Genomic DNA, 24,030 nt, shown 5'->3' with positions numbered 1-24,030 from the left:
CTCATGTCGTCGCCGTGCGAAGGCCGGAGCGAGCAGCCACCTTGCGCTCTGGCGGATTGTCGCGCGCGAGCTGGACCCCGGTCTTGGTCAGGCGATAGGCGTGCCTTGGCGGCCGCCCGCCCTCCGCCGGTTGCTGCCACTCGGCTTCGAGATAGCCCTGCGCTTCGAGGCGGATCAGCAGCGGGTAGAGCGTGCCCGACTTCACGTCCGCGAGACGGCACAGCTCATACCCGTGCGACCAGCCCGCGCCGGCATCCAGCAGCGCGGCAAGAACGGAGCGGGCGTGATTCGACAACGCGCGGGTTCGTGGCATGCCCCATAAATCTACCTATGTAGATTTAAAGTCAAGCCGCGGCCGGCCGGCGCGCTGCTCAGGACTTGAGGGCCGCGCGTGCTGGCTCGCGCGGCATCAGGCCATTGAACTCGTAGATGAACGCGCCGTTCTCCGTGACGTCGACGCTGCAGGCACCCGCGCGGGAGAGCCCTTCGAGCACCTCCTTGGCTTCGGTGAACGACAGCTGACTGCCTGCCGCCACCTCGGCGATGGTGACGCGGCCGCCGTGCTCCTGGGCGCAGGCGAGCACGGCCCGCTCGACGTCGCGTGCATCCAGGGTGGGCCGTACCACGGCGGGCGCATCCCTCAGCTCGGGCGGCAGCTTCGCGCGCCGCGCGGAGCGGACCAGGGCCAGCCCTCCGAGGATGAAGAGGATGGCGAGGAGGAACCCCGTGACCGTGTGTTCCGCCGTGCCCGTGCGCAGGTTGTCGATCTCCACGCCAGCGCCCAGGATGCCGAACGCGACCAGCAGGCCTCCAGTGATGCTCTTCATGAAACCCCCTTCGCGACGGGACCGCCCCTCCGTCCCTCTCGCCGATTCATAGCAGAAGCGCCGTGTTTCACGAGGACGCGGTCATCCACCCGGAGTGCGGTGCCGGGTCTTGAGCAGGAGCTCGTCCTGGAACGTGGACTCGAGATCGTGGGTGCGACCGGGGGTGGGGCATCTTGTCCAGGCTGCCGCCGTACACGGTGCTCTCCAGGGTGTCGTAGCCCCGGGCTCTGTGCCTGGGTCCACATCGGCGCTCGTCGGCATGGGCGCGCACCCCGGGGCGTCATGGCTCGACGGCCTGCGCGCAGGGAGGATGCGCGTTACACCTGGGAACCATGCCGACCCACCCTTCCAGCACGTCACGCCTGCCCGTCGTCTTCATCCCGCACGGCGGCGGCCCGTGGCCGTTCGTGGAGATGGGCCTTCCGAAAGCGGAGGTCCAGTCGCTCGCGACGTACCTGCGTCAGGTGGGCCAGCGCCTGACGACACCGCCGAAGGCGCTGCTCGTCATCTCCGCCCACTGGGAGGAACCCGTCCCCACGGTGATGACGTCCGAAGCGCCGCCCATCCTGTATGACTATCAAGGCTTCCCGCCGGAGTCGTACCGCATCACCTGGCCGGCGCCGGGCAGCCCGAGCCTCGCCGCGCGCGTGCGCGAGCTGCTCTCCACGGCGGGCTTCGCCACGGCGGAGGACCCCGCGCGCGGCTACGACCACGGCACCTTCATCCCGTTGAAGCTCACGTACCCGGAGGCGGACATCCCCTGCGTCCAGCTCTCGCTGAAGCAGGGGTTGGACCCCGCGGAGCACCTGGCCATGGGCCGGGCGCTCGCGCCGCTTCGCGACGAGGGCGTCTTCATCATCGGCAGCGGGCTGACGTTCCACAACCTGCGCGCCTTCGGAGACCCGCGCGCGTACGAGGTCTCCGCGAAGTTCGACGCGTGGGTCCAGGACGCCGCGACCGCCCCCGCGTCCCTCCGTGACGAGATGCTCACGCAATGGACGCAGGCGCCCTTCGCACGGCTCGCCCATCCGCGCGAGGAGCACCTGCTCCCGCTGATGGTCGCCGCCGGTGCCGCCGGTGAGGACCGGGGCACCACCGCCTGGGCCGGCGCCATGATGGGGACGCGCATCTCCGGCTACCAGTTCGGCTGACCGCGGCGCGTGTGCAGCGGGCCTCGGCCCTTGGGGGCCGGATATGCATTGCCAGGGACGGCGTGCATGCGGGCAGGGCTCGCTCGCCTGCCTTCCGGGCCAGGGAGAAGCGGGCTTCGGGCCGCCGTGCCTATGCCCGGGCGGTCGTGGTTCCCCGCGGGGCAGGGTGTCCGCATCTTTACCGGGGAGAGAGCGGGCCCCTGCCGCCGTGGAGGCGAACTCCATGGGGGCGCGGGCTCCTTCGCACGATGCGGGAGGACGTGGCCAATGCGAAGAATGCGCGGGACGGCGGGCCTGCTGGTGGCGGGCCTGCTGGGATTCGGAGGGCTGTCGGCGTGCAACAGGGGAGAGCCGGCGTCGGACGGGCCCTCCGCGAAGCACCGCGAAGGACGCTCGGAGGTGTTGCGCGGGCTGATGGCCTCCAAGGAGACCGTGGATCCGAAGGCCCTGAAGTCCGCGGGCGCGGAGGCGAAGGGGGCGCCGGCCCCCGCTCCAGCCCCCGAGGGAACGGGCGGCTCCGGTTCGCAGCAGCGGCCCATGGGCTGGGCCGCGGGCCGGGTGTCCTGGGTGGGTGACGACGAGCTGCTCTTCGTGGACGGCCAGGGTCAGGAGCAGGAGGTCCGCGTGGACGAGGCCACCCGGCTCAAGCGCGGCGATGAGAACGCGCAGCTGCGCGACCTGTCCGAGGGCGATGAGATCCGCGTCACCTACGAGGACCAGGGCCAGGAGTGGATCGCCCGGGACGTGGAGGCGGTGCCCGTGCCCGCGACGCCTGGCGTCAACCCCCAGTCCCCACCGCTGCGCTGACTAGAACGCGCCGCCGTCCGCTCTCCGGCCCGGCGAGGACTGCCGCCCGGGCGTCAGCACGGTGTGCAGCACGAAGCCCGCGTCCGGCGACAGGTCCGGGGAGCGGTTGATGGACACCGCGTCCACGGTGCTGAAGTACTCGACGCTGTCCTCGACGCCCCCGTCCGCGCGCTTGAGCCGCACGATGTCCGACGTGTTGTTGAGGCTCAGCGTCCCGCCGGAGGACGCCACCGTGTCAGGCGTGCCGGGCGTGAAGCCCTCCGGCCCACCGAAGACGACCATGGGCCGGCCCGGCTGCAGCACCGTGCTCGGGGCGAAGACGTGCTGCCGGTTCAGGGCGTCCCACAGGCTCCAGCCGGACAGGTCCACCGGGGCGGAGCCCGCGTTGTAGACCTCCACGAACTCGTGCGCGGTGCCGCCGGGGAGCGCGGGCTCGTTGGCGAGCACCTCGTTGATGATCACGCGGGGCGCCGTGCGCAGGAACCAGATGCGGTCGGAGTTCATGCTGAAGCGCGACGCGTTGGCCGTGTCCACCACCCGCAGGCACACCAGGTCGCTCTCCACGGCAGGCACGGTCCACGCGAAGGAGCCCGCGTCCGCGCTCACCGAGGGGACCACGACGTCCCAGCTGTTGCCGCCGTCGTAGGAGGCCTCGATGCGCACGGTGTCCACGCCCACCGAGCGCCACGTGAACGTCAGCTGGGTGCCCGTGACGAACGTGCCGCCCAGGGGCGCGGTGAGGCGCACGCGCGGACCGGGAACGCCGCTGAGGTCGTAGCGGGTGAGGACGGGGTAGTGGTCGCTGACGGTGTGCGCGTAGTCCGGAATGGACGTGTCGGGCCGGAGCACCTGCACGCCGCCGGGCACGGCGTCCACGGCCACCTCGTCGGTGACCATCGTGTGGTCGATGACGTCGTCGTACTCCGTGGTGGTGCGGATGGTGGCGTCGGTCAGCACCTTCGTGAGGAAGGTGTAGTGCGCGGGGTCGTTCAGGAAGTTCAGGTAGGGCGAGGACAGCGCGACGCCGTTCTCCGTGGTGATGGAGTGGTCCAGGTCGTCGTTCCAGTCGCCGATGACGAGCACGCGGGCCGTGGGCAGCCACTGGTCCAGGTAGTTCTTGAGGGCGACCGAGGAGCGCAGGCGCTGGTCGTAGGACGTCCGGTCCTCGAAGGCCTTCATGTGCGTGACGATGACGACCAGCGGCGCGTCCTCGCCGTGGATGCGGGTGGTGAAGTCCACGCGCAGCGGCGGGCGTCCGCCGAAGTCCGCGGCCTGCGCGGTGAGGATGACCTGGGCGCTGCGGTAGGTGAGCGTGCTGTCGTAGACGATGCCGGGCTTCTGCTCACCGGCGGAGTACTGCGACGCGCCGCTGAGGACGTAGGTGGTGTTGTTGGCGAGGAAGCCCCTGTAGGTACCGGGCAGCCCCGCCAGGAGCGTGTTGAAGTCCGCGGTGTCCACCATCTCCACCAGGCCCCAGACGTGGGCCCCCGCGCCGCGGATGACGTTCGTCGCCCCCGCGATCTGGAGGTCGTCGGTCACGCCGCCATCGGAGGTGGAGTTCGCCGGGCCCTGGTTGGGCGCGCCGAACCACTCCAGGTTCCAGTGCCCCACGGTGAACAGCGTGAGCGGGGGTTGCACACGCACCACCACCTGGAGGGACGCGGTCGCGCCAGCCGCGTCGCGCACGATGAAGTTGGGGATGGTCGTGCCCGCGGCGGTGGGAGTGCCGGACAGGGCACCGTCCGAGGAGAGGGTGAGCCCCGCGGCCAGCGTCCCGGTGAAGCTCCAGGTGAACGGCGCCAGGCCGCCAGAGGCGCTGAGTTGCGCGGCATAGGGCTGCCCCACGCGTCCGTCCCCAAGCGCCGGGGAATCCACCGTCAGCGTCGGAACCCCACCGCCATCCGGGACGCCGCCATCGCCCTGCACGCCGCCGTCGGAAGGCAGACCGCCGTCGCCGGGCACGCCGCCGTCGGTGGTGGATGCACCCCCATCGTCAGTCGTGCCGCCATCGCCGGGCACGCCGCCGTCGTTGGTGGATGCACCCGCATCGTCAGTCGTGCCGCCGTCGCCGGGCACGCCTCCGTCGGTGGAGGCCCCTCCGTCACCGGGCACACCGCTGTCACCCGGGCTGCCGCCATCGGAACGCACACCGCTGTCGGAGGGCGTCCCCGGCCCAGGAGGCGTGGAGCCAGGACACGCGGCGAGCAGCAGGGCGAGCAGGGGCGCGACGATGCGAGGAAGGGGCATGGAAGCCATCCGGTCCAGATGCCGGAGAGGGACCACGGCCCATCGCGATGACGGGCGGTGCGTTCCCAGGCTTCGTAGCGTGACACATCCCCCTGTCATCCAAGAAGAAGGGCCGCGCTCCCCGGATGGAGGAGCGCGGCCCCAGGTCACGACAAGGTGTCAGGGACGGCGACTACGGATTCGCGACGCCCCACGACGGAGCACCCACGGCCCAGTCGGCGGCCATGTTCGTGTCCGTGGCGCTGACGCGACGGACGGTGTTGCTGGCCGGCGTCGCGTTGGACCCCAGCAGGCTGGTCCAGTCCGCGGAGACGGCCGCCGCGGTGGGGGTGGTGGCCGTCGTGCACAGCGCGCCGCCGCAGTCCGCGGGCAGCCACTGACCGGCGGCCTGGATGGCCTGGAGGTTGCCCGGGAAGGCCGCGGGCGGCGTGCCCGAGTTGCGCGCGAACGGCACCGCGTCCTGGATGGCGTTCTGCGCGTCACGCACCAGGATGACGCGGCTGGAGAAGGTGATGCCCGTCGTCCCGCCCTTGAAGTCCCAGGCGGTGTCGTAGTTGGCCGGGTTGGTGCTGGTGGGGAACTGGTTCTTCGCGCTGGTCTCGCTCTCGCCCGTGCCGGCGATGTGGACCACGATGATGTCGCCCACGGCCACGGCCACGTCCGGGAGGGTGGCCAGGGTCACGGCGGAGTTCACGTCCTGCAGCAGCTGGAGGCCCGCCGTCGTGCCGGCGGTGACGACCTGCAGCTCCACGAGGTCCAGGTTGTTCGCCGCGCTGGGCTGCACCTCGGTGATGCGCAGCACGGCGCCCGTGCGGAAGCCCTTGAAGCTCGCCGAGTTCGGGGTGGTGATTGCGCTACCCACCGTGTCCTTCACGGAGTTGGCGACGGACACCGTGTAGTCCGCCCCCGCGGTCTGCTCGCTGGTGGTCACCAGGACGTCCCTGCCGCTGACCGTCGCGCTCTGCGCCTGGAGGCCACCGCTGAACGTGAACTGCGTCGGCACCGCGGTGAGGCTGGCCGCGTCCACCGAACGGCTGAAGGAGACCTTGACCTGCGTGAGCGACGTCGCGAAGGCGCTCGCCAGCAGCGGGGCAGGGCACCCGGTGACGGAGAGCTGCTCCGGCGCGAACACGGACACCTGGGGCTGGGCGGCGAAGCGCCAGACGACGCCGGTGGGCACCGCCACGTCGCAGCCCGAGACCATGTCCAGGTAGGAGGACACGGTGGAGGGCACGCGCAGGAGCAGGGGGCTGGGGGACGGCTCACCCGTGGTGATGACCGGGAAGGCGGTGAAGGCCGCGCCGCTGTTGTTGCCCGCCGCCAGCTTGCCGGACACGGTGACGATGCGGCTCTCGTAGACGCTGGTCGTGCCGGCGTCCTCGAAGGTGCTGACCGCGTTCACGTCCACCTTGAGGCCCGCGGGCGTCGCGGTGTCCAGGTTCCACACGCCGTGGTTCTGGCTCACCACGGTCAGGTCCGTGACGGTCTTCGCCACGTTGAGGTTGCTGATGATCTCCTTCTCCGTGACGTTCAGCGTCACGCGGTCACCCACGGCCACCGTCGTGGTGGACGCGGAGCCGCGCACGAACATCGCCGGCCCGCCGGCCTCGGCCTGCAGGAAGAAGCCGGAGGCCTCCGTGGCCGCGCTGCCCGCCACGTCGGGCTTGATGAAGGTCACGAACGCGCCGCTGACCGGCAGCGGCGAGGCCAGCACGCCCGCCGGGGCCGCGACGAACGCGGCGATCTGCGCGCTCGTGTCCGCGGGGGGCGTGGTGACGCTGGAGGGCGTGCAGGTGTTCGTCTCGATGTTGCAGGACTCGGTCAGCGCGCAGGCCGGGGTGCACGCCGTGGGGCCCGTGCCCGCGTCCGTCGTGGTGCCCGCGTCCGTACCCGCATCCGTGCCCGCGTCCGTCCCGGTGCCCGCGTCCGTGCCGGCGTCAGAGCCCGCGTCCGTCCCGGTGCCCGCGTCCGTGCCCGCGTCCACTTCCGGCGTGTTCAGCGTGCGCAGCTCGCACTTGTTCTCCACGCAGGCGTAGACCTGCCCCTCGGGGGGCGTGCCCTTGTCACGACAGTCGAACTGATCGACACACTCGTCGCCGCAACCCGTGCCAACCGTGACGAACACGGTGGTGACGAGCGCCGGCAGCCAGCTGCGCTTCAGGCTCCGCTTCAGCATGTGAATGCCTCCCATGGGGTCAGACTGCAGATGCGGTCCCCCTTACACCCGAAAACCGAGGGGCGTCCATTTGCCCAACCACCTGCCACGTCCCCGTCACCCGAAAGGATGCACAGGGGCCTGGGAATCGAAGGAAGTCAGGGACTCTTCCGGGTCTGGGTGGACGCTGGACCCGCGTACAGGTCGATGACCTCGCTGATGCCGCGCTGGCACACCGCGCAGAAGGGCACCCGGTCCCGGGTGAACATCATGCAGTCCGTCTGCGGCCGGAAGTAGCCCTTCGCCTCGTAGTGCGCCCCCTCGAAGGCGCCCACCTTCCCGGAGACCTTCTGCGTGCCCAGGAATTTCTCCTCCCAGTCCCGCTGCGCCAGGAAGAGCGCGTCCATCTCCGCCTCGGGCTTGCGCTCCGCGCGAATCTTCTGCCGCCGCTGCTGCACCTGCAGGGCATGGGCGTCATAGGTGGCCTGGTTCCAGGGCGTGGGCAGCGGGGTGCCGGGGGCCACCAGGTCCTTCCACTTGAGCTGGGCGGGGTCGTGGAGGGCGGTGACGTTCTTCTCCCAGGGCTCCACCCGCTCCGCGGGCGCGGCGCCGTAGATGGGGGCGGAGGTGTAGTACTCGTCCGCCAGCCCCGCGAAGTGGTGGCCGAACTCGTGGACGAAGACGTAGGGGGCCCAGAAGCTGTCGGAGGCCACGGTGCTGAAGAGGTTGAAGATGCCGCCGCCGCCGTAGGTGTTGCCGTTGGACAGGATTTCAACGAACTCGTAGGGCGCGAAGGCGGCGGTGTCGCGCAGCGCGGCGTTGTCGAAGGTGAGGATGTAGCGCTCGGCGCCGAAGGCGTCGTAGGTGGAGCCCAGGGGCGGGCGGCGGTGGACGCCGGTGGACGGCCTCGAGATGCCGGACTCGGCCGCCTTCGGCATCAGCCCCCAGACGTTGAAGTCCGCCTTGCGCTCCTTGAACGGGGAGTAGCTGAAGAGGATGTCCACCAGCTTGCGCGCGTCCTTCTCGAACTTGGGGCGCTCGGCCTCCGTGTAGCCGTCCCCCAGGATGAGGAAGTCCACCTTGTCCTGCGACGGCCCGTTCTCCAGCAGCTTGAGCAGCGGGCCCGGCGCGGGCGGCGAGGAGGGGTCCACGAAGGGGTCCTTCGGATCCACCACCACGGACCAGATTTCGCGGAAGGCGTTCTGGGCGTCGCGCTTCTTCAGGATGACCTGGACGGGGCGGTCCGGCGAGGGGAAGCGCAGCGACTCGCTGAAGGTGCGGTGGGCCCCCTTCGCCTCGTCCGTCAGCTCCCACTCGCCGAAGATGGAGGCGAAGCCGCGCGAGTACAGGAGCCGGTTCGTCTCCCGGTCCCGCACCTCGAAGAGGTACTTGCCCAGGTTCGTCTCGTCGATGGCCCGCGCCGGGTGGCCCGGCCAGGGCAGCGGCTCCACCACGAGCCGCTCCAGGCTGAAGCGCTCCTCGGTGGCGTTGCCGGTGTGGAAGTAGTCGACGCGGAACGTCCGGGGCGCGGCGAGGGCGGTGCTCGCCGTGAACAGCAGCAGCAGGAGGGAAGCGCGCATGAGGCGCGACTCTACGCGCCCGGTGCTTCCCGGCCAGGAACCTCCGGCCGGGAACGTCCCCTCAGAACGATCCGGACACGCTCGCCGCCGCGCCCGTGCCGTCCGCCGCCACCCCCAGCGTCACGGGCGGGGCCTTCGCGGGCGAGGACACGAGGAAGAGCACCGCCCCGGTGACGACCGCCGCGCCTCCGCCCACGAGCAGCCCCGTCATCAGGTGGCTCTTGCCCACGAGCGAGTCGCGCAGCGCCACGGCTCGCGCGTCCGTGCTGACGAGCTGGCCGCCGTTGGCCGCGCGGCGGTCCTCCAGCCCGTTCAGGTCCTTCTGGGCCAGCAGCCGCACCACGCCCGCGCCGCCCAGCGCCGCCACGCCCGCGCCCACCGCCACGTACGACGCCGTGCGCAGGCCCGTCCGGGGGGAGGCCGCGGCGCCGGACACGTCCGTTTCCGACAGCAGGTTGGGGGCGGTGAGCTCCGCGCCCGTGCCGGAGGAGGCCGCCGTGCCCCGGGTGCTCCCCGCGTCCCAGGGCGCCTTGCCGTTGGCGCTGTTCATCACCACGAGGTTGGAGGGCGAGCGTCCCGTGGTGACGAAGTCCACCAGCGCGGAGAGCGCCTCCCCGGGCGCGTCCAGGCCCTGCGTCTTGAAGCCGCCCTCGCGCAGCTTCTGTCCGCCCTCGACGTTGAGCACCGTGGCGGCGAACCACTTGGGCCCGCTGCTCGCGCGCTCCAGCCGCACGACGATGACCTCCTCCACGCCCAGCGTGCCGCCCAGGCGCACCGCGTGGCTCCAGGTGCGCTCCTCGTTGCCGTCCGCGGCGGACAGGCACGGGAAGGGCGCGGCCGTCACCGACCCCTCATAGGCCAGGTCCACCAGCAGCGGCGTGTCCGCCCCCTGCGCCTGCACCTGGCGGGGGAAGCTCACCGCGTCCCCCTTCACCATGGACAGCTCGTACGCCCCGGCGGGCAGCTCCAGCGTGAGCGGCGTCTGCCCCACGCCCAGCCCCTCCAGGTACACGTCCGACGCGGGCAGCGTGGACTTCAAGGACAGCTTCACCTTGGGCGTCCGGGCCAGGTCGCGGCGCAGCTTCTCGAAGGCCTGCCGGATGGAGGGGGCGTACTGGTCCGGGTCCAGCTGGTACTTCGGCTGGAGGCGCAGCACCTGGAGGAAGGCCGCGTCGCTGTCCTTCGTCTTCCCCTGCGCCCGCTGGTTGAGGCCGTGGAGCAGCTGCGCGTGGGCGAAGAGCTTCCAGCGCGGCTCGCCCGGCGGCAGGCGGCGGATGTCGCGCAGGGCGTCGTCCAGGAGCTGGGACGCGCGGGCGTTGCGGCCCTCGTAGAACTGGTCCTGCGCGGCGTCCAGCTGGCGCTGCAGGTCCTCGAAGGAGCGCGAGGACGCGGGGAAGAGGCGCTCGGCGAACTCGGGGACGCCCAGCACGCGCTGCTCGGGGCGGGCGCGCAGGGCGTCGTAGAACGCCTTGGACTGGCCGCTCAGCTCCGCGTCCCGGCAGTCACCGCTGGAGACCACCAGCCGGTGGGGAGCGGCCTCCGGGGCGGTGGCGCACAGCAGGCACAGCAGCAGCGCGAACGCGGACGGCTTCGGTCGGAAGGGCATGGGCTCGTGGGTGTGGAAGGGATGGCCGGACCGACGATGCAGGCCGCGTTCCGTCCTCTACCGGACTGTCCACCCTCCAGGCCAGCGACCCCTGCCCCCTGCCTCCCGGTCCCGCATGTGGACCTCCGTCCGGATTCCGGGCCCCTGCCTCGCTGGCTGCCCTCCAGGTGAGTCGCCGGTGGCCCGGGTAGGACGTCGGGGCCGTCCCCACCTTCTCCGACGTGCGGCGTCATGGATGAGGCGCCCACCGACCCTCTTGAACGCTCGGGCCCCGGGGGCCGCCGAGCCAGCCACAAGGACCCCACCCCATGGATCGCATCTGGAAGAAGAAGGTCATCGTCATCACGGGCGCCTCCAGCGGCATCGGCCGGGCCACGGCGTTGCTGCTGGCGAAGAAGGGCGCCCACGTGGTCCTCGCCGCACGGAGGGAGGACCCGCTGGAGGAGCTGGCGGCCGAGTGCGAGTCCCACGGCGTCCAGGCCCTGGTGGTGCCCACGGACGTGGCGGACGCCGGAGCCGTGAAGAAGCTGGCGGAGGCGGCGGTGGGCGCCTTCGGCCACTTCGACGGCTGGGTGAACAACGCGGGCGTCTACATGCTGGGCAGCCTGGAGGAGACGCCGGACGAGGCGTTCCGCCAGCTCATGGAGACCAACTTCTTTGGCACCGTGAGCGGCGCGCGGGCGGCGCTGGCGCAGTTCCGGCGCCAGGGCTACGGGACGCTCGTCAACGTGTCCTCCACCTTTGGCACCGTGCCCGCGCCGTACCTGAGCGCCTACGTGGCCTCCAAGTTCGCGGTGCGCGGCTTCTCCGCGTCGCTGCGCCAGGAGCTGCTGGAGACGGGCATCGACGTGTGCACGGTGATGCCCGCCGCCATCGACACGCCCCTGTGGCGCCACACCGCCAACTACACCGGCTGGCGCATCCGCCCGGTGGAGCCCGTCTACACGCCGGAGCGCGTGGCCCGCACCATCCTCCGCGTGCTGCGCCACCCGCAGGACGAGGTGATTGTCGGCCCCGCCGGGAAGAGCTTCGCGGCGATGCACGGCCTGCTCCCCCGCACGTTCGAGCGCACCATGAAGTCCGGCACGGACGTGCTGCACTTCAAGGACGAGCGACAGGGGCCCACGCCCGGCAACATCTTCCAGCCCATGGCGGAGGGGGACACGGCGTCGGGTGGTTACCACGGCACCGGAAAAACATGGCTGCGGCGGTTGCTGGTGGCCGGTGGGCTGGCCGCCGCGGCGGTGACGCTGCGCCGGCGTGCGGCCGAGCGTCACCTGGAGGCGCGGCTCGCCCACGCCCTGGGGGCGTGATGACCATGTTCCCAAGGGGCGTCCCCATGCCGGGTGCGCTTTTCGTGACGGGGCCATGACATGACCTGGGGAAGAGTCGCGCCCGCCATGAACATCGCCGTCCTCGTCAATCTGCGTGCGCGTAAAGGGACCGAAGGGATGGGCGGGCTCGTCAGAGACCTGCTCCCCCGGGCCCGGGTGGCCCTGACCCGTTCCCTGGAAGAGGCGCGGGAGTGGGTGGACCAGCTCCGCCATGACCCGCCCAGCCTGCTGCTGGCGGGCGGGGGCGACGGCACCATCACGGGCCTGCTCAACGAGCTGCGCTCCCAGGGCGTGGCCCTGCCGGCCATTGGCGTGCTGCCTTTGGGCACGGGCAACGCCTGGGCCCGCGTCACCGGCGCGCCGCGCCCCCAGGTGGCCCTGAAGCAGATCGCCGCGTACGGCGAGCGCCTGCCGCCCCTGCGTCCCTTCTCCCTGGTGCGGGTGGAGGGCCGGGTGGCGCCCTTCGCGGGCACGGGCTGGGACGCGGAGATGATCCAGGACTTCAAGAACCAGCTCGCCGCCGCGGGGCCGCTGAAGAAGTCGCAGTCCGGTCTGCGCGGCTACCTGGGCGCCATGTTCACGCGCACGGTGCCGCGCCACCTGTTCGGCGAGGGCAACCCGAACGTCTCCGTCTACAACCTGGGCGCGTCCGCGCTGACCGTCGACGCGACCGGCGCGGTGCGGCCGGTGCCCAACGGCGGCGCGGGGCAGCTCTTGTACCAGGGCCCCGCGGGCGTGGCGGGCGCGGCGACGACGCCGGAGTGGGGCTTCGGCTTCAAGGCGTTCCCGTTCGCGCAGGCGGTGCCGCACCGGCTGTCGGTGCGCGTGTACGGCGCGGGCGTGATGGAGGCCACGCGCAACATGTTCCGCCTGTGGCGCGGCGAGCACCCCATGCCGCGCATGCACGACTTCTTCGTGGAGCGCCTGCGGATGGACTTCGACCGCGACGTGCCCTTCCAGATGGGCGGCGACGTGCTGGGCATGCGCCGCTCGCTGGAGTTCGACCTGGCGGAGGAGAACGTCCAACTGGTCGACTGGCGACGGCTGGGCCGGCTCGTCGCGGTCTGACGCAGGGAGGGCCCCTCACGGCGCGGCGGCGCGCGCGGCCCGGACGAACACGTCGCGCAGCCAGCGGTGCGCGGGTTCGGCGTCCTCGCGCGGGTGCCACAGCAGCGTGAGGGTGTAGGGCTCCAGGGGCAGGGGCGGCGGCAGCAGCTTGAGCTTCAGCCGGGGCGCCACCGCCTTCGCCACCCGTTCGGAGATGGTGAGGACGTAGTCGGACCCCTCCACCAGTTGCAGCCCCGCCAGGAAGTACGGCACCGCGCGCGCGACGCGCCGGCGCTGGTTGCGCACCGCCAGCACCGTGTCCACGTAGCCGCCGGGCCTGCCGCGCGGGGCCACCTGCAGGTGCTCCAGCGCGAGGTACTGCTCCAGCGTCAGCGTGCGCCTCACCGTGGGGTGGTCCCTTCGCACCACGCACACGAAGCGGTCGGTGAACAGCTTGCGCGTGCGCAGCTCCGGCGGCAGGTCCACGTAGACGCCCACCGCCAGGTCGATGCTTCCCTCGCGCAACATCGCGCCGTCGTCCGGCGAGTTGGGCAGGAACTGGAGCGTCACCGCGGGAGCCTCGCGCCGCACCAGCCGGTCCAGCGCCGTGCCCAGCACCGTCAGCACGTGGTCCGTGGCGTGGATGCGGAAGGTGCGCTCCAGCCGCGCGGGCTCGAACGTGCGCGCGGGCGACAGCACCGTGCCCACCTCCGACAGCAGCGCCTGCAACCGGGGCCGCAGCGCCACCGCGCGCGGCGTCAGCACCATGCCCCGGCCCGCGCGCACCAGCAGCGGGTCGTCCAGCTGCGTGCGCAGCCGCGCCAGGGCGTGGCTCATGGCCGGGGTGCTCAGCCCCATGCTGAGCCCCGCCTTCGTCACGCTGCCCTCGCGCAGGAGCGCCTCCAGGGCCACCAGCAGGTTCAGGTCCACCGACGCCAGTTTCATGCGGCGAAACATAACCTTGCAGGGGATTCACTGGCATGAAACCCGTCCCCCACCGCATCTTGCCCTCCACGAACGGCCCGGGGCGTGACGCTCCCGGCCCAGGCGACAGGAGCGGACGATGCAAGAGCAGGGTTCCCAGGCGAAGGTGTCCTCCCAGAAGCGGGTGTTGATGGTCGTGGCCAACCCCGCTGTCTCCACCACGCTGGGAGGGCCGGTGGGCTTCTGGGCGTCGGAGTTGGTGCACCCGTACATGGAGATGACGGAGGTCGGCTACGCGGTGGAGCTGGCCAGTCCCCAGGGCGGCCGGGTGACGCCCGACGCGCTGAGCGACCCGCGCGACCCCAGCGGCTACTCCGCGCACGACCTCCTCAGCCTGGGCTTTCTTCACAGCCCCCGGCACGCGGCCCTGCTGGAGACGACGCGCAAGCTGTCCGACGCGCGGGTGGAGGACTACGACGCCATCCTCGTCTGCGGAGGGCAGTCCCCCATGTTCACCTTCCGCGAGGACCGCGCGCTGCAGGGGCTGCTGCGCGGCTTCCTGGAGGCCGGCAAGGTCACCGCCGCGCTCTGCCACGGCACGGCGGCGCTGCTGGACGTGAGGCTGTCGGATGGACGGCCGCTGCTGGAGGGCCGGACGATGACGGGCTTCGCCAACGTGGAGGAGGATGCGGCCGACCAGATGGTGGGGCGCAAGGTGATGCCCTTCCGCATCGAGGACGTCGCTCGCGAGCGGGGCGCCAACTTCGTGCGCGCGGGGGCCTGGAAGCCGTTCGCCGTGCGCGACGGCCAGCTCATCACCGGGCAGCAGCAGAATTCGGGGCGGGAGACGGCGCGGCTCGTCATCCAGGCCCTGGGACACTGACGGACGGACACGCGGAGGCAGGTCATGGCGGACGTGAAGATTGCAATCATTGGCGTGGGCAACGTGGGCGGGAACCTGGGCGTGCGGCTGGCGCGGAGCGGGTTCCCGGTGCGCTTCGGGGTCCGGCCCGGCGCGGACGTGAAGGCCCTGCTGGAGCGGTGCGGTGGCCAGGCCCAGGCGGGCAGCGTGCGGGACGTGGCGGCCTGGGCGGACGTGGTGTTCTTCGCGGTGCCCTCCACGGCCGCCGTCGCCGCCGCGCGGGACGCGGGGGACCTGACGGGCAAGGTGGCCGTGGACTGCAACAACCCGGTGCTCTTCGACGCGAGCGGCCCCACCGTGGTCCCGGTCCCCGAGGGCTCCCTCACCGCGGCGCTGGCGAAGGCGGTCCCGGGCGCGCGCTGGGTGAAGGCGTTCAACACCTTTGGCGCGGAGTTCCACGGCGACCCGGCGCTGTCGGGCATGGCGGTGGACGTGCAGCTGGCCGGTGACGACGCGGCGGCGAAGGACACCGTGGCCGCCATCGCGAAGCAGGCGGGCTTCCAGCCCGTGGACTGCGGCCCGCTGCGCAACGCGAGCCTGCTGGAGCACCTGGCCGTGCTGTGGATCCACCTGGCGGTGAAGGGCGGCCAGGGGCGGCAGGTGGCCTTCAAGCTGCTGCCGCGCTCGGCGTCCTGAACACACCCCTTGCCGGCACCGTGTCCTCTGGACACGATGCCGGCCGGAGGGTTTCCCCATGAGCCACACCTATGAGTACCCGCGCCCGGCGGTGACGGTGGACTGCGTCGTCTTCGGGTTGGACGAGGAGGACCTCAAGGTGCTGCTCATCCAGCGCGGCGTGGAGCCGTACCAGGGCCGGTGGGCGCTGCCCGGCGGCTTCGTGCGCATGGAGGAGTCCCTGGAGGACGCCGCGCGCCGCGAGCTGGAGGAGGAGGCGGGCCTGCGCACCAGCCACCTGGAGCAGCTCTACACGTTCGGCGCGCCGGACCGCGACCCCCGGGGGCGCGTCATCACCGTGGCGTACTTCGCGCTGGTGAAGCTGTCCGCGCACCACCTCCAGGCGTCCACCGACGCGCGCGAGGCGGCGTGGTTCTCCGTCTGGGACACGCCGAAGCTCGCGTTCGACCACGCGGACGTGCTGGCCACCGCGCTGCAACGGCTCAAGGGCAAGGTGCGCTACCAGCCCATCGGCTTCGAGCTGCTGCCGCCCAAGTTCACGCTGTCCCAGCTCCAGCGGCTGTACGAGACGGTGCTGGAGCGCGAGCTCGACAAGCGCAACTTCCGCAAGAAGATCCTCGCCATGGACCTCTTGGAGGAGCTGGACGAGGTGGAGCAGGACGTCTCCCACCGCGCCGCGCGCCTCTACCGGTTCGACCACAAGAAGTACAAACAGCTCGAGAAGGCCGGCTTCAACTTCGAGCTGTAGGCCCCACACCTCCCGCCACCTCCCAGGCCCTCCGCTGACAGGTTGTCCCACGTCGCCTTGACTTCGTGTCATTCAGACACTATGTTTGTGTCGTAGATACACGAAGTCGGGGCGGCGCGGGGCCGTCCACTCGCCAGCAGGTTCCTGTGTCGTGCGTGCCCTTCGAGGGCCACGGGAGAGCCATGTCCACGCTGCCCTTCGACGTCGCGGTGGGTTCGGTGCAGGGCCGGGAGCACGCGCGCTCGGGACGCAACAACCAGGACGCCGCCTGCGTCCGGGAGAGCGCGCACGGGTTGGTGGTGGTGGTGGCGGACGGGTGTGGCAGCCAGCCGTGCAGCGAATTGGGGGCGCAGCTGGGCGTGCGGCGGCTGGCGCAGGCGGCGCAGGCGCGGCTGGCGCGGGGCGAGCCGGTGGACGGGCCGGACTTCCTTCCGGAGCTGCGCGGGGACGTGCTGGAGCTGATGGAGGGGCTGGCGTCCGCGCTGGGGCGGGACGTGCTGGGGGACCTGCTCTTCACGCTGGTGGGGGCGGTGATGACGCCGGCGCATACGCTCGTCTTCTCGTCGGGGGACGGGGTGTGGATGCTCAACGGACAGGTGCACGCGCTGGGGCCGTTCCCGGGCAACGCGCCGCCGTATCTGGCGTACGCGCTGCTGCGCGGCGAGGACGTGCCGCTGGTGCCCCGGGCGCTGCTGCCCACGGACGACGTGCACGCGCTGCTGGTGGGCACGGACGGGGTGGGGGACCTGCTGGGCCTTTCGCAGGCTCGGCTGCCGGAGCGCGACGAGCCGGTGGGCCCGCTGTCGCGGTTCTGGACGGACGACCGCTACTTCACGAACCCGGACGCGGTGCGACGGCGGCTGGCGCAGCTCAACCGCGAGTCGGTGCGCGCGGACTTCACGGAGCGGCGGCTCTTGCGCGCGCCGGGGCTGCTGACGGACGACACCACGCTGGTGGTGCTGCGCCGCAGGATGGGGAGGGCGTGAGGCCATGGACGTCTGGCTGGAGGGGAAGAAGGTCCGGTTGGATCCGCAGCGCGCGCTGGGCAAGGGCGGCGAGGCGGATGTGTATGACCTGGGCGATGGCCGCGCCCTCAAGGTCTTCAAGCGGCCCGAGCACCCGGACTACCTGGGCCTCGTGCCCGAGCAGGCCGCCGCGAAGGCGCGGCTCGCGGAGCACCAGCGCAAGCTGCGCGCGTTCCCCACGGGCCTGCCGGCGCGCGTGGTGACGCCGCAGGCCCTGGCCACGGACAAGAAGGGCGTGGAGGTGCTGGGCTATGCGATGCGCAAGCTGGACGGCGTGGAGCCGCTGCGCCGGTGGAGCGAGCCGGCGTTCCGGCGCGCGGGAGGCAAGGCCGCGGACGCGGTGACGGTGCTGGCGGGGCTGCACCGCGTGCTGGGGGCGGTGCACGCGGGCGGCGTGGTGGTGGGGGACTTCAACGACCTGAACGTGCTGACGGTGGGCCCGGACGCGTACTTCATCGACGCGGACAGCTTCCAGTTCGGTCCGTACGTCTGCCCGGTGTTCACGGAGAAGTTCCTGGACCCGCTGCGGTTGGACGCGGGCGCTCAGGCGCTGACGCCCGCGCGGCCGGCGACGGTGGAGAGTGATTGGTATGCCTTCGCCGTCACCGTGATGCAGTCGCTGCTGTGCGTGGGGCCGCAGGGCGGCATCCACAAGCCGAAGGCGCAGGGGGCCCGGCTGAACGCGGTGGGGCGGCTGCTCCAGCGCGTCACCGTGTTCCACCCGGACGTGCAGTACCCGAAGCCCGCGCTGCCCCGGGCCTCGCTGCCGGATGAAGTGCTGCACCTGTTCCACCAGGTGTTCGTGGAGGACCGGCGCGGCGCGTTCCCGCTGCCGGTGCTGGAGGGGCTTCGCTTCTCGGTGTGCGGGTCGTGCGGCCTGGAGCATGCGCGGGCCTCGTGCCCCACGTGTCAGCCGAACGCGACTGTGGCGGCCACGCCCGTGTCGGCGGTGCGCGGGCAGGTGACGGCGAAGCGGAAGTTCACGACGCGCGGCGTGCTGGTGCACGCGAGCGCGGAGGACGGGACGGTGCGCTTCGTCTACCACGCGGACGGCGCGTACCGCCGCGAGGACGGCCGCACGGTGATGCAGGGCGCGCTGGATCCGTCGCTGCGCTGGGCGGTGCAGGGGGACGTGACGCTGCTGGGGCAGGGCGGGCGCGTGGCGGTGTTCACGCCGGGCCGGGGGCCGGAGTTCCTGGGCGTGGACGTCTGTGAAAACCGGCCGGTGTTCGCGGCCAATGCCAGCCACCGGTTCTGGGCGGTGGGCGGCGGGCTGTGGCGGGACGGGACGTACGGCCCCGAGCGGTGGGGCGACGTGCTGCAAGGACAGACGCGGCTGTTCGTGGGGCCCCGGTTCGGCCTGGGGTTCCACCGCGCGGCGGGGCTGAGGGGGGCCTTCCTGTTCAGCGTGGAGCGCAAGGGCTTGAGGGACGGGCTCGCGCTGCCGTGGCCGTCGGGGCAGCTGCTGGACGCGGAGGCCGTGTTCGACGGGGACTCGGTGTGGCTGCTGCTCGCGGAGGAGGCCGGCGGCCGCACGGTGCATCACGCGGTGCTGCTGGGGCCGGACGGGGCGGTGCGCGCGAGCGCCCGGGCCGACGCGGGGGACGGTTCGTGGCTGGGGACGCTGCGCGGGAAGTGCGCGGTGGGGGGCGCGCTCTTCTGCGCCACGGACGCGGGGCTGACGCGCGTGGAGCACCGGCAGGGGCGGCTGGAGGCGGTGCGCGAGTTCCCGGACGCGGAGCCGTTCGTGGACGCGGGCCGGGGGCTGCTGCTGTCGCGAGAGGGATTGACGGTGGTGGGGGCTCAGGACCTCACCGTGTTGCGGATGAGCTGAAACACAGACAGGGGGATGGACATGACGAAGGCGAATGCGAAGGAACTGCCGCTGCCCGGGTTCTACAATGCCAACCACGCGGCGGAGTACGGCTACGGCCCGAACGCAGGGAAGCTCCAGCGGGACGCCGGCGCCTGGAAGGCGGCGCAGGGCGTGACGGCGGCGGCCACGGACCGCTTCAACCTGCACCTGCTGCTCATCGACGTGCAGAAGGACTTCTGCTTCCCGGACGGCTCGCTGTACGTGGCGGGGCGCAGCGGGCGGGGGGCCATCGACGACAACCGCCGCATCGCGGAGTTCATCTACCGGAACCTGGGCACGCTGACGAACGTCACCGCGACCCTGGACACGCACTTCGCCTACCAGATCTTCTTCCCGTCGTTCTGGGTGGACCAGGACGACCAGCCGCTCCAGCCGTACCGCGAGGTGACTCGCGAGCAGCTTGAGCGCGGCCAGGCCCGGCCGAACCCGGCGATGGCGAAGTGGCTGTGCGGCGGCAACTACCCGTGGCTGCTCAAGCAGGTGAAGTTCTACTGCGAGGAGCTGGAGCGCGCGGGGAAGTACACGCTCTACCTGTGGCCGCCGCACTGCCTGCTGGGCAGCGACGGGCACGCGCTGTCGGGCGTGGTGCAGGAGGCGCGGCTGTTCCACTCGTACGCGCGCGGCATGCAGTCGTGGGTGGAGGTGAAGGGCGGCAACCCGCTGACGGAGAACTACTCGGTGATGCGGCCGGAGGTGCTGATGCGGCATGACGGCCAGCCGCTCGCGCAGCGCAACACGCAGTTCCTGAAGACGCTGCTCACGTCGGACGCGGTGGTGATTGGCGGGCAGGCCGCCAGCCACTGCGTGAAGAGCAGCATCGACGACCTGCTGGGGGAGATCGTCGCGCAGGACGCGGCGCTGGCTCGCAAGGTGTACCTGCTGACGGACTGCATGTCGTCGGTGACGGTGCCGGACGGCAAGGGCGGCTTCGCGGCGGACTTCACGCCGCAGGCGGACGCGGCGCTCAAGCGCTTCGCGGACGCGGGCATGCACCTGGTGAAGTCGACGGATCCGCTGGCGAGCTGGCCGGACCTGCACCTGGCGTGACGTCTGGCATTGGCACTGACACGAAGGGAGACACGGACATGAGCAAGGCGAACGGGACGGGTGTCACGAAGCTCTTCGAGGACGCGCACGCGGAGGGCATCCTCAGCCCCGCGGGGTTGCAGACGCTCACGGTGGTGGACCTGGGAGCGCAGATTCAAGCAGGCCTGGGCATCCACGTGGACGACGTGCAGGCCAGCGAGGTTGTGCTGGTGACGGTGATGCCGGATGACTCCGGGAGCATCTCGCACGCGGGGCACACGAAGACGGTGTGCGACGGGCACAACCTGGTGCTGGATGCGCTGCTGGCGAGCCAGCAGAAGGACGGCGTGTTGTTCCACACGCGCTACCTGAACGGGCACGTGCTCAATCCGTTCCGGCCGCTGGAGGACGTGGTGCGGATGCACTCGGGGAACTACTCGGCGGACATGGGGACGCCGCTGTACGACCAGGCGGTGGTGCTGCTGGGTACGGTGCTGGCGAAGGCGCAGGAGTTCAGCGGCAACGGGGTGCCGGTGCGCACGGTGACGCTGCTGATCACCGACGGCGCGGACGCGGGCTCGCAGAAGGCGCGGGCGAAGGACGTGGCGGCGCTGGTGAAGGACCTGCACCGGGTGGAGAACCACATCGTCGCGGCGATGGGCATTGACGACGGCGTGACGGACTTCCGGCGCGTGTTCCAGGAGATGGGCATCGCGGACCGGTGGATCCTCACGCCGGGACAGAGCGCCCAGGAGATCCGCGCCGCGTTCCAGGTGTTCAGCCAGTCCGCCGTGCGCGTCAGCCAGGGCGCGGCCAGCTTCAGCCGCACGGCGCTGGGAGGCTTCGGGGCCTGAAGCGTGTCTGGAGTCCAGGCGTCATGCCCGGAGGAAGTCGCCGAGCAGCTGGCGGACCTCCTCCGGTCGCTCCTCGGTCACCCAGTGGCCGGTGTCCCGGAGGATGTGGGGTTCGACCTGGGTCGCCACCGCGCGCGTCTGCGCGACGAGCGGTTCGCCCATGGACTTGTCACCGCCAATGACCATCACGGGCATGGGGAGCTTGTTCCGGGCCAGCTCCCGGAAGTCCTTCTTGTCCTGCTCCAGCGCCTGGAAGTAGCCCCACGTCGAATGGAGCCGGCCCGGGGCCGCGTAGGCCTCCGTGTACGCCTGCCGCTCCGCTTCGCCGACCGCCTGGGGATTGGCGGCGAAGTCGGTCCAGAAGTGGTCGAAGTAGATGCGCTCACGCCCCTGCACCAGCTTCTCCGCGGTGGGGCCGTTGAAGGTGAAGTGCCACACGGCCAGGCTGCTCATGACCTGGTCGGACCAGGGCTCGATTCCCGGCAGGAACGCGTCCAGGAGGGCCAGGCGTTCGACCTCGTCGGGGAATTGGGCGGCGTAGGCGTAGGCGACCATCAGGCCGATGTCGTGGCCCACGACGGAGACCTTGTCGAAGCCGAGCTTCTTCACCAGCGCGCGCATGTCGCGGGCCATCGTCTCCTTGTCGTAGCCCTGCGCGGGGGCAGCCGAGGCACCGGCGCCTCGCAGGTCCGGGATGATCACGGTGTGCTGCTTCGCGAGTTCCGGCGCCAGGCGCCACCACATGAGGTGTGTCTGCGTGTAGCCGTGCAGCAGCAGGACGGGGCTGCCCTTGCCTCCGATGACGAAGTGGATCCGCGTGCCGTTGACGTCCTCGTCGCCTTCGCGGAAGCCCTCGGGGAAGAAGGGACGGACGGCGCTTGGAGCCTTGGCTGGGGTCGTCGTGGGGTTCGGCTGCTGGCGTGTCATCGGCGCCTCCGCGCGAGAGCGATTTCACGCCTCAGGGTGTGCATGCCCCGCGCCCGTGAGGTGCCGGGTCGAGCGGAGGGCCCGGCGCTCGGGTTCCCGGGTCCTTCAGGCGTCCTGGGGTGGCAGCAGGCGGGGCTGGATGAACTCCAGGTACTTCGCGTCTTCGCTCTCGAAGATCTCCTCGCCGCCACCCATGTACGCGCGGGCCAGCTCGTCGGCGGCGCGGGCTTCGTCTCCCAGCTCCAGGGCGCTCTGGCCGAGCCGCAGGTGGATGAAGGGATTGCCGAGTCCGCCCGGTGAATGGACGGCTTCGCGGAAGTGCTCGTGGCAGTCCTCGAAGCGCTCGAGCTGGAAGTACATGTCGCCGATGGCGGCGCGCACCCAGGTGTTCTGCTGATGGTCGCGGGTGGGTTCCGGAATCAAGGCGAGGGCGGCCTTGAAGTGTTTCAAGGCCTGTTCGAAGTCGTCGTCGCCGGCGGCCGCGTCTCCCTGGGCGCAGAGGTCGGTGATGCGCTCGTGGGTCTCATCCGAAATCGACGTCATCCTGGCTCCGAGGACCGGGGAGACATTCGCGATCCTCGGGGCAGTCTAGCCGTGGGGCAGGAACCTCAGTAGCACTCCAGCACGTCTTCTTCGCGGGAGTAGGGCGCGCCCTGCCACTGGCCGGAGACCCAGGCACTGCCCTCGCCGCAGTAACACCTCCAACGGCCCACTTCATTGGTGAACCCGGGGTCGCTGTAGAACACGCGGCTGTACTGCTCGGTCCCGCTGCAGGGGGGGAGCCGGTCCTTGCGCGTGGCGAGGTCCGGCTGTTGCGCCTCCTCGGTGGGCTCCACACCGCCACAGCCCGCGAGCATCAGGCCCGCCGTCAGCACCACACCGCTCAGGATGGATTGGATGCGCATTGTCACTCCCTGCCTTGTTGGCATTTGAGGAATAGCAAGCCTAGCAGGGTGACGTTACGCCGTGGACTGGAGACGGGTTTGGATGCGAAACCGTGGAGTCGGACTGTTTGCTGGCCGCTGTTGCTGGTGTTCTGGGTGGGGTGCGCCAGCGGACCCACGGTGCGGCTGCGCACGGAGCGGGAGACGCGGACGTATGTCCCTGCGACGTGGGACCGGCGGGTGCCGGTCAGCGCTCGGGAGTTCGAGGAGGCGCTGACGCGGCTGGTGCTGGACGTGCCGCTGACAGTGCGGTCACCGAGGGTGGTGCGCGCGGTCGCCAGGAAGGGCGCGGAGCTGGACCGGGGGCTCGGGTTCATGCTGCGGGAGCGGTACGGGCGGTGGTGCCGGGCGCATGAGGCACCGGGGGATTGTCTGTCCCTGCTGGAGGACGGCGCGGGCTTCGGCGAACTGGACCGGCTGACGCTCGCGGTGGGCATGTCGTTGGACCCACTGCGCGCGAGCATTGGGGACGCGCTGGAGGACACGCTGAACCCGGCGTTCTTCGTGTCCGTGGTATCGGGAGCGATTGCCTCCTGGGTGGTGCTGGCGGCGGCGCCGGAGCCCGTGTTTACGAAGGCCGCCGCGGTGATTGCCGCCGTGTTCCTGGCGTACGTGGGGGTGCAGTCGTTCCTCGCGGTGGTGCGGGCGTGCGGTGCGCTGAAGGCGGCGACGGACCGGGCGCGGACGTTCCAGGAGCTGGAGGAGGCGGCGGAAGTCTTCGCGCAAGCGCTGGGGCCAGACGTGGCGCGTGTCTTCGTGCTCGCGGTGACGGTGCTGGTGAGTCACGGCGTGACGGTGGGACTGTCGTCGGCGCTGACGTTGATGCCGGGCTTCCCGGACGCGGTGCGGCTGGGCACGGCGCAGGCGGGCTTCAACGTGGCACTCGTGCGGGACGTGAGCTCCGTGGCGGTGGTGGGCGGAGTGGTGGAGGTGACGCTCGCGTCCACGGCGGTGGCCATGGTCACGGTGGGCCCACCGCCTCCGAGCAGTCCAGGAGGCCCGGGCAAATGGGTGCAGGTGAATGAGTCGATGTCCGACCGGGCCCGCGACTATCAAGCCCAGGTGACGGGAGCGCCGAAGGGCTCCGCGTATCGGGTCAAGCGGGGGGACCAGGATGTCGACTTCGACGGCTTCGACTCGGAGGAGAGCGTTCTGCTGGAGGCCAAGGGCCCTGGTTACGAGCAGTTCTTTGGTGCCGACCTGAAGGCAAAAAACTTCTTTCAGGGAGCTGATCCTCTGGTCGAGCAGGCTGAGCGCCAGCTCAGGGTCTCTGGAGGTGTACGCGTTCGCTGGGTGGTCGCGGAGGAGCGGTTCGCGGACGCCTTGCGTGCGCTGTTCAGGCTCCGAGGCGTTAATGTGGAAGTACGCTTCATCCCTCCCGCTCAATGACCACC

At 71.1% G+C, this 24,030-nt stretch carries 22 protein-coding genes; 12 read left to right on the top strand and 10 right to left on the bottom strand.

Going from position 1 to position 24,030, the window contains the following annotated elements; genetic code table 11:
• Position 1 precedes the first annotated feature (1 nt).
• Positions 2 to 313: a PadR family transcriptional regulator gene (locus AABA78_RS32510; protein ID WP_338269185.1), complete on the bottom strand. Its 312-nt coding sequence runs from the start codon at positions 311 to 313 to the stop codon at positions 2 to 4.
• Positions 314 to 371: 58 nt separating this feature from the next.
• Positions 372 to 827 (bottom strand): hypothetical protein, encoded by a 456-nt coding sequence (locus tag AABA78_RS32505; protein WP_338269183.1) that lies wholly within the window; start codon positions 825 to 827, stop codon positions 372 to 374.
• 332 nt (positions 828 to 1,159) lie between these two features.
• Between AABA78_RS32505 and AABA78_RS32500 the strand changes: the two genes are divergently transcribed.
• A complete protein-coding gene (locus tag AABA78_RS32500) occupies positions 1,160 to 1,978 on the top strand; it encodes a DODA-type extradiol aromatic ring-opening family dioxygenase (RefSeq protein ID WP_338269181.1) in 819 nt (272 codons plus the stop codon).
• A 267-nt stretch (positions 1,979 to 2,245) separates the two neighbouring features.
• Entirely contained in the window at positions 2,246 to 2,785 is a 540-nt protein-coding gene (locus AABA78_RS32495; protein WP_338269180.1) for a hypothetical protein, read from the top strand.
• Here the strand turns inward: AABA78_RS32495 and AABA78_RS32490 are convergent, their stop codons facing one another.
• From AABA78_RS32490 to AABA78_RS32475, 4 genes are all read right to left on the bottom strand, one after another.
• Positions 2,786 to 5,032: a lamin tail domain-containing protein gene (locus tag AABA78_RS32490; RefSeq protein ID WP_338269179.1), complete on the bottom strand. Its 2,247-nt coding sequence runs from the start codon at positions 5,030 to 5,032 to the stop codon at positions 2,786 to 2,788.
• Between the two features lie 172 nt (positions 5,033 to 5,204).
• Positions 5,205 to 7,208 (bottom strand): Ig-like domain-containing domain, encoded by a 2,004-nt coding sequence (locus AABA78_RS32485; RefSeq protein WP_338269177.1) that lies wholly within the window; start codon positions 7,206 to 7,208, stop codon positions 5,205 to 5,207.
• Positions 7,209 to 7,345: 137 nt separating this feature from the next.
• On the bottom strand, positions 7,346 to 8,767 hold the full coding sequence (locus AABA78_RS32480; RefSeq protein ID WP_338269174.1) for an IgA Peptidase M64: 1,422 nt from the start codon (positions 8,765 to 8,767) through the stop codon (positions 7,346 to 7,348).
• A 61-nt stretch (positions 8,768 to 8,828) separates the two neighbouring features.
• Positions 8,829 to 10,373, bottom strand: coding sequence for a PEGA domain-containing protein (locus tag AABA78_RS32475; RefSeq protein ID WP_338269172.1), 1,545 nt, complete (start codon positions 10,371 to 10,373; stop codon positions 8,829 to 8,831).
• A 308-nt stretch (positions 10,374 to 10,681) separates the two neighbouring features.
• Between AABA78_RS32475 and AABA78_RS32470 the strand changes: the two genes are divergently transcribed.
• Positions 10,682 to 11,686 carry an SDR family NAD(P)-dependent oxidoreductase gene (locus tag AABA78_RS32470; RefSeq protein ID WP_171413275.1) on the top strand — a complete coding sequence of 335 codons (1,005 nt, stop codon included), beginning with the start codon at positions 10,682 to 10,684 and terminating at the stop codon, positions 11,684 to 11,686.
• A gap of 87 nt (positions 11,687 to 11,773) precedes the next feature.
• Positions 11,774 to 12,775 (top strand): diacylglycerol/lipid kinase family protein, encoded by a 1,002-nt coding sequence (locus tag AABA78_RS32465; protein WP_171413274.1) that lies wholly within the window; start codon positions 11,774 to 11,776, stop codon positions 12,773 to 12,775.
• 15 nt (positions 12,776 to 12,790) lie between these two features.
• Here AABA78_RS32465 and AABA78_RS32460 read toward each other — a convergent pair whose 3' ends face one another.
• Positions 12,791 to 13,699, bottom strand: coding sequence for a LysR family transcriptional regulator (locus AABA78_RS32460; RefSeq protein WP_338269167.1), 909 nt, complete (start codon positions 13,697 to 13,699; stop codon positions 12,791 to 12,793).
• 118 nt (positions 13,700 to 13,817) lie between these two features.
• On the opposite strand from AABA78_RS32460, the gene AABA78_RS32455 reads away from it, so the two are divergent.
• The 7 genes from AABA78_RS32455 (at position 13,818) to AABA78_RS32425 (ending at position 20,765) form a co-directional block, all read left to right on the top strand.
• Positions 13,818 to 14,561 (top strand): type 1 glutamine amidotransferase domain-containing protein, encoded by a 744-nt coding sequence (locus AABA78_RS32455; protein WP_338269166.1) that lies wholly within the window; start codon positions 13,818 to 13,820, stop codon positions 14,559 to 14,561.
• A gap of 24 nt (positions 14,562 to 14,585) precedes the next feature.
• Positions 14,586 to 15,236 (top strand): NADPH-dependent F420 reductase, encoded by a 651-nt coding sequence (locus AABA78_RS32450; protein ID WP_338269164.1) that lies wholly within the window; start codon positions 14,586 to 14,588, stop codon positions 15,234 to 15,236.
• Positions 15,237 to 15,294: 58 nt separating this feature from the next.
• Positions 15,295 to 15,984: an NUDIX hydrolase gene (locus AABA78_RS32445; protein WP_120529862.1), complete on the top strand. Its 690-nt coding sequence runs from the start codon at positions 15,295 to 15,297 to the stop codon at positions 15,982 to 15,984.
• Positions 15,985 to 16,166: 182 nt separating this feature from the next.
• A complete protein-coding gene (locus tag AABA78_RS32440; RefSeq protein WP_338269162.1) occupies positions 16,167 to 16,970 on the top strand; it encodes a protein phosphatase 2C domain-containing protein in 804 nt (267 codons plus the stop codon).
• Positions 16,971 to 16,974: 4 nt separating this feature from the next.
• Entirely contained in the window at positions 16,975 to 18,843 is a 1,869-nt protein-coding gene (locus AABA78_RS32435) for a hypothetical protein (RefSeq protein WP_338269160.1), read from the top strand.
• A 21-nt stretch (positions 18,844 to 18,864) separates the two neighbouring features.
• Positions 18,865 to 19,932: a cysteine hydrolase family protein gene (locus AABA78_RS32430; protein WP_338269159.1), complete on the top strand. Its 1,068-nt coding sequence runs from the start codon at positions 18,865 to 18,867 to the stop codon at positions 19,930 to 19,932.
• Positions 19,933 to 19,970: 38 nt separating this feature from the next.
• Positions 19,971 to 20,765: a hypothetical protein gene (locus AABA78_RS32425; RefSeq protein ID WP_207055370.1), complete on the top strand. Its 795-nt coding sequence runs from the start codon at positions 19,971 to 19,973 to the stop codon at positions 20,763 to 20,765.
• A gap of 21 nt (positions 20,766 to 20,786) precedes the next feature.
• On the opposite strand, the gene AABA78_RS32420 is transcribed toward AABA78_RS32425, so the two are convergent.
• The 3 genes from AABA78_RS32420 to AABA78_RS32410 form a co-directional block, all read right to left on the bottom strand.
• Positions 20,787 to 21,692, bottom strand: coding sequence for an alpha/beta fold hydrolase (locus tag AABA78_RS32420; protein ID WP_338269156.1), 906 nt, complete (start codon positions 21,690 to 21,692; stop codon positions 20,787 to 20,789).
• A 105-nt stretch (positions 21,693 to 21,797) separates the two neighbouring features.
• Positions 21,798 to 22,235, bottom strand: a complete 438-nt coding sequence (locus AABA78_RS32415; protein WP_171418070.1) for a tetratricopeptide repeat protein — start codon at positions 22,233 to 22,235, stop codon at positions 21,798 to 21,800.
• Between the two features lie 65 nt (positions 22,236 to 22,300).
• The gene (locus AABA78_RS32410) at positions 22,301 to 22,597 is read right to left on the bottom strand and encodes a hypothetical protein (protein ID WP_338269153.1); all 297 of its coding nucleotides are present in this window, start codon (positions 22,595 to 22,597) and stop codon (positions 22,301 to 22,303) included.
• A 78-nt stretch (positions 22,598 to 22,675) separates the two neighbouring features.
• Between AABA78_RS32410 and AABA78_RS32405 the strand changes: the two genes are divergently transcribed.
• The gene (locus AABA78_RS32405) at positions 22,676 to 24,025 is read left to right on the top strand and encodes a restriction endonuclease fold toxin 5 domain-containing protein (protein WP_440588517.1); all 1,350 of its coding nucleotides are present in this window, start codon (positions 22,676 to 22,678) and stop codon (positions 24,023 to 24,025) included.
• Positions 24,026 to 24,030: the final 5 nt, after the last annotated feature.

It is taken from the genome of Corallococcus caeni, assembly GCF_036245865.1.
GTDB lineage: Bacteria > Myxococcota > Myxococcia > Myxococcales > Myxococcaceae > Corallococcus > Corallococcus caeni.
This window is presented reverse-complemented; position numbering and strand designations above follow the sequence as displayed.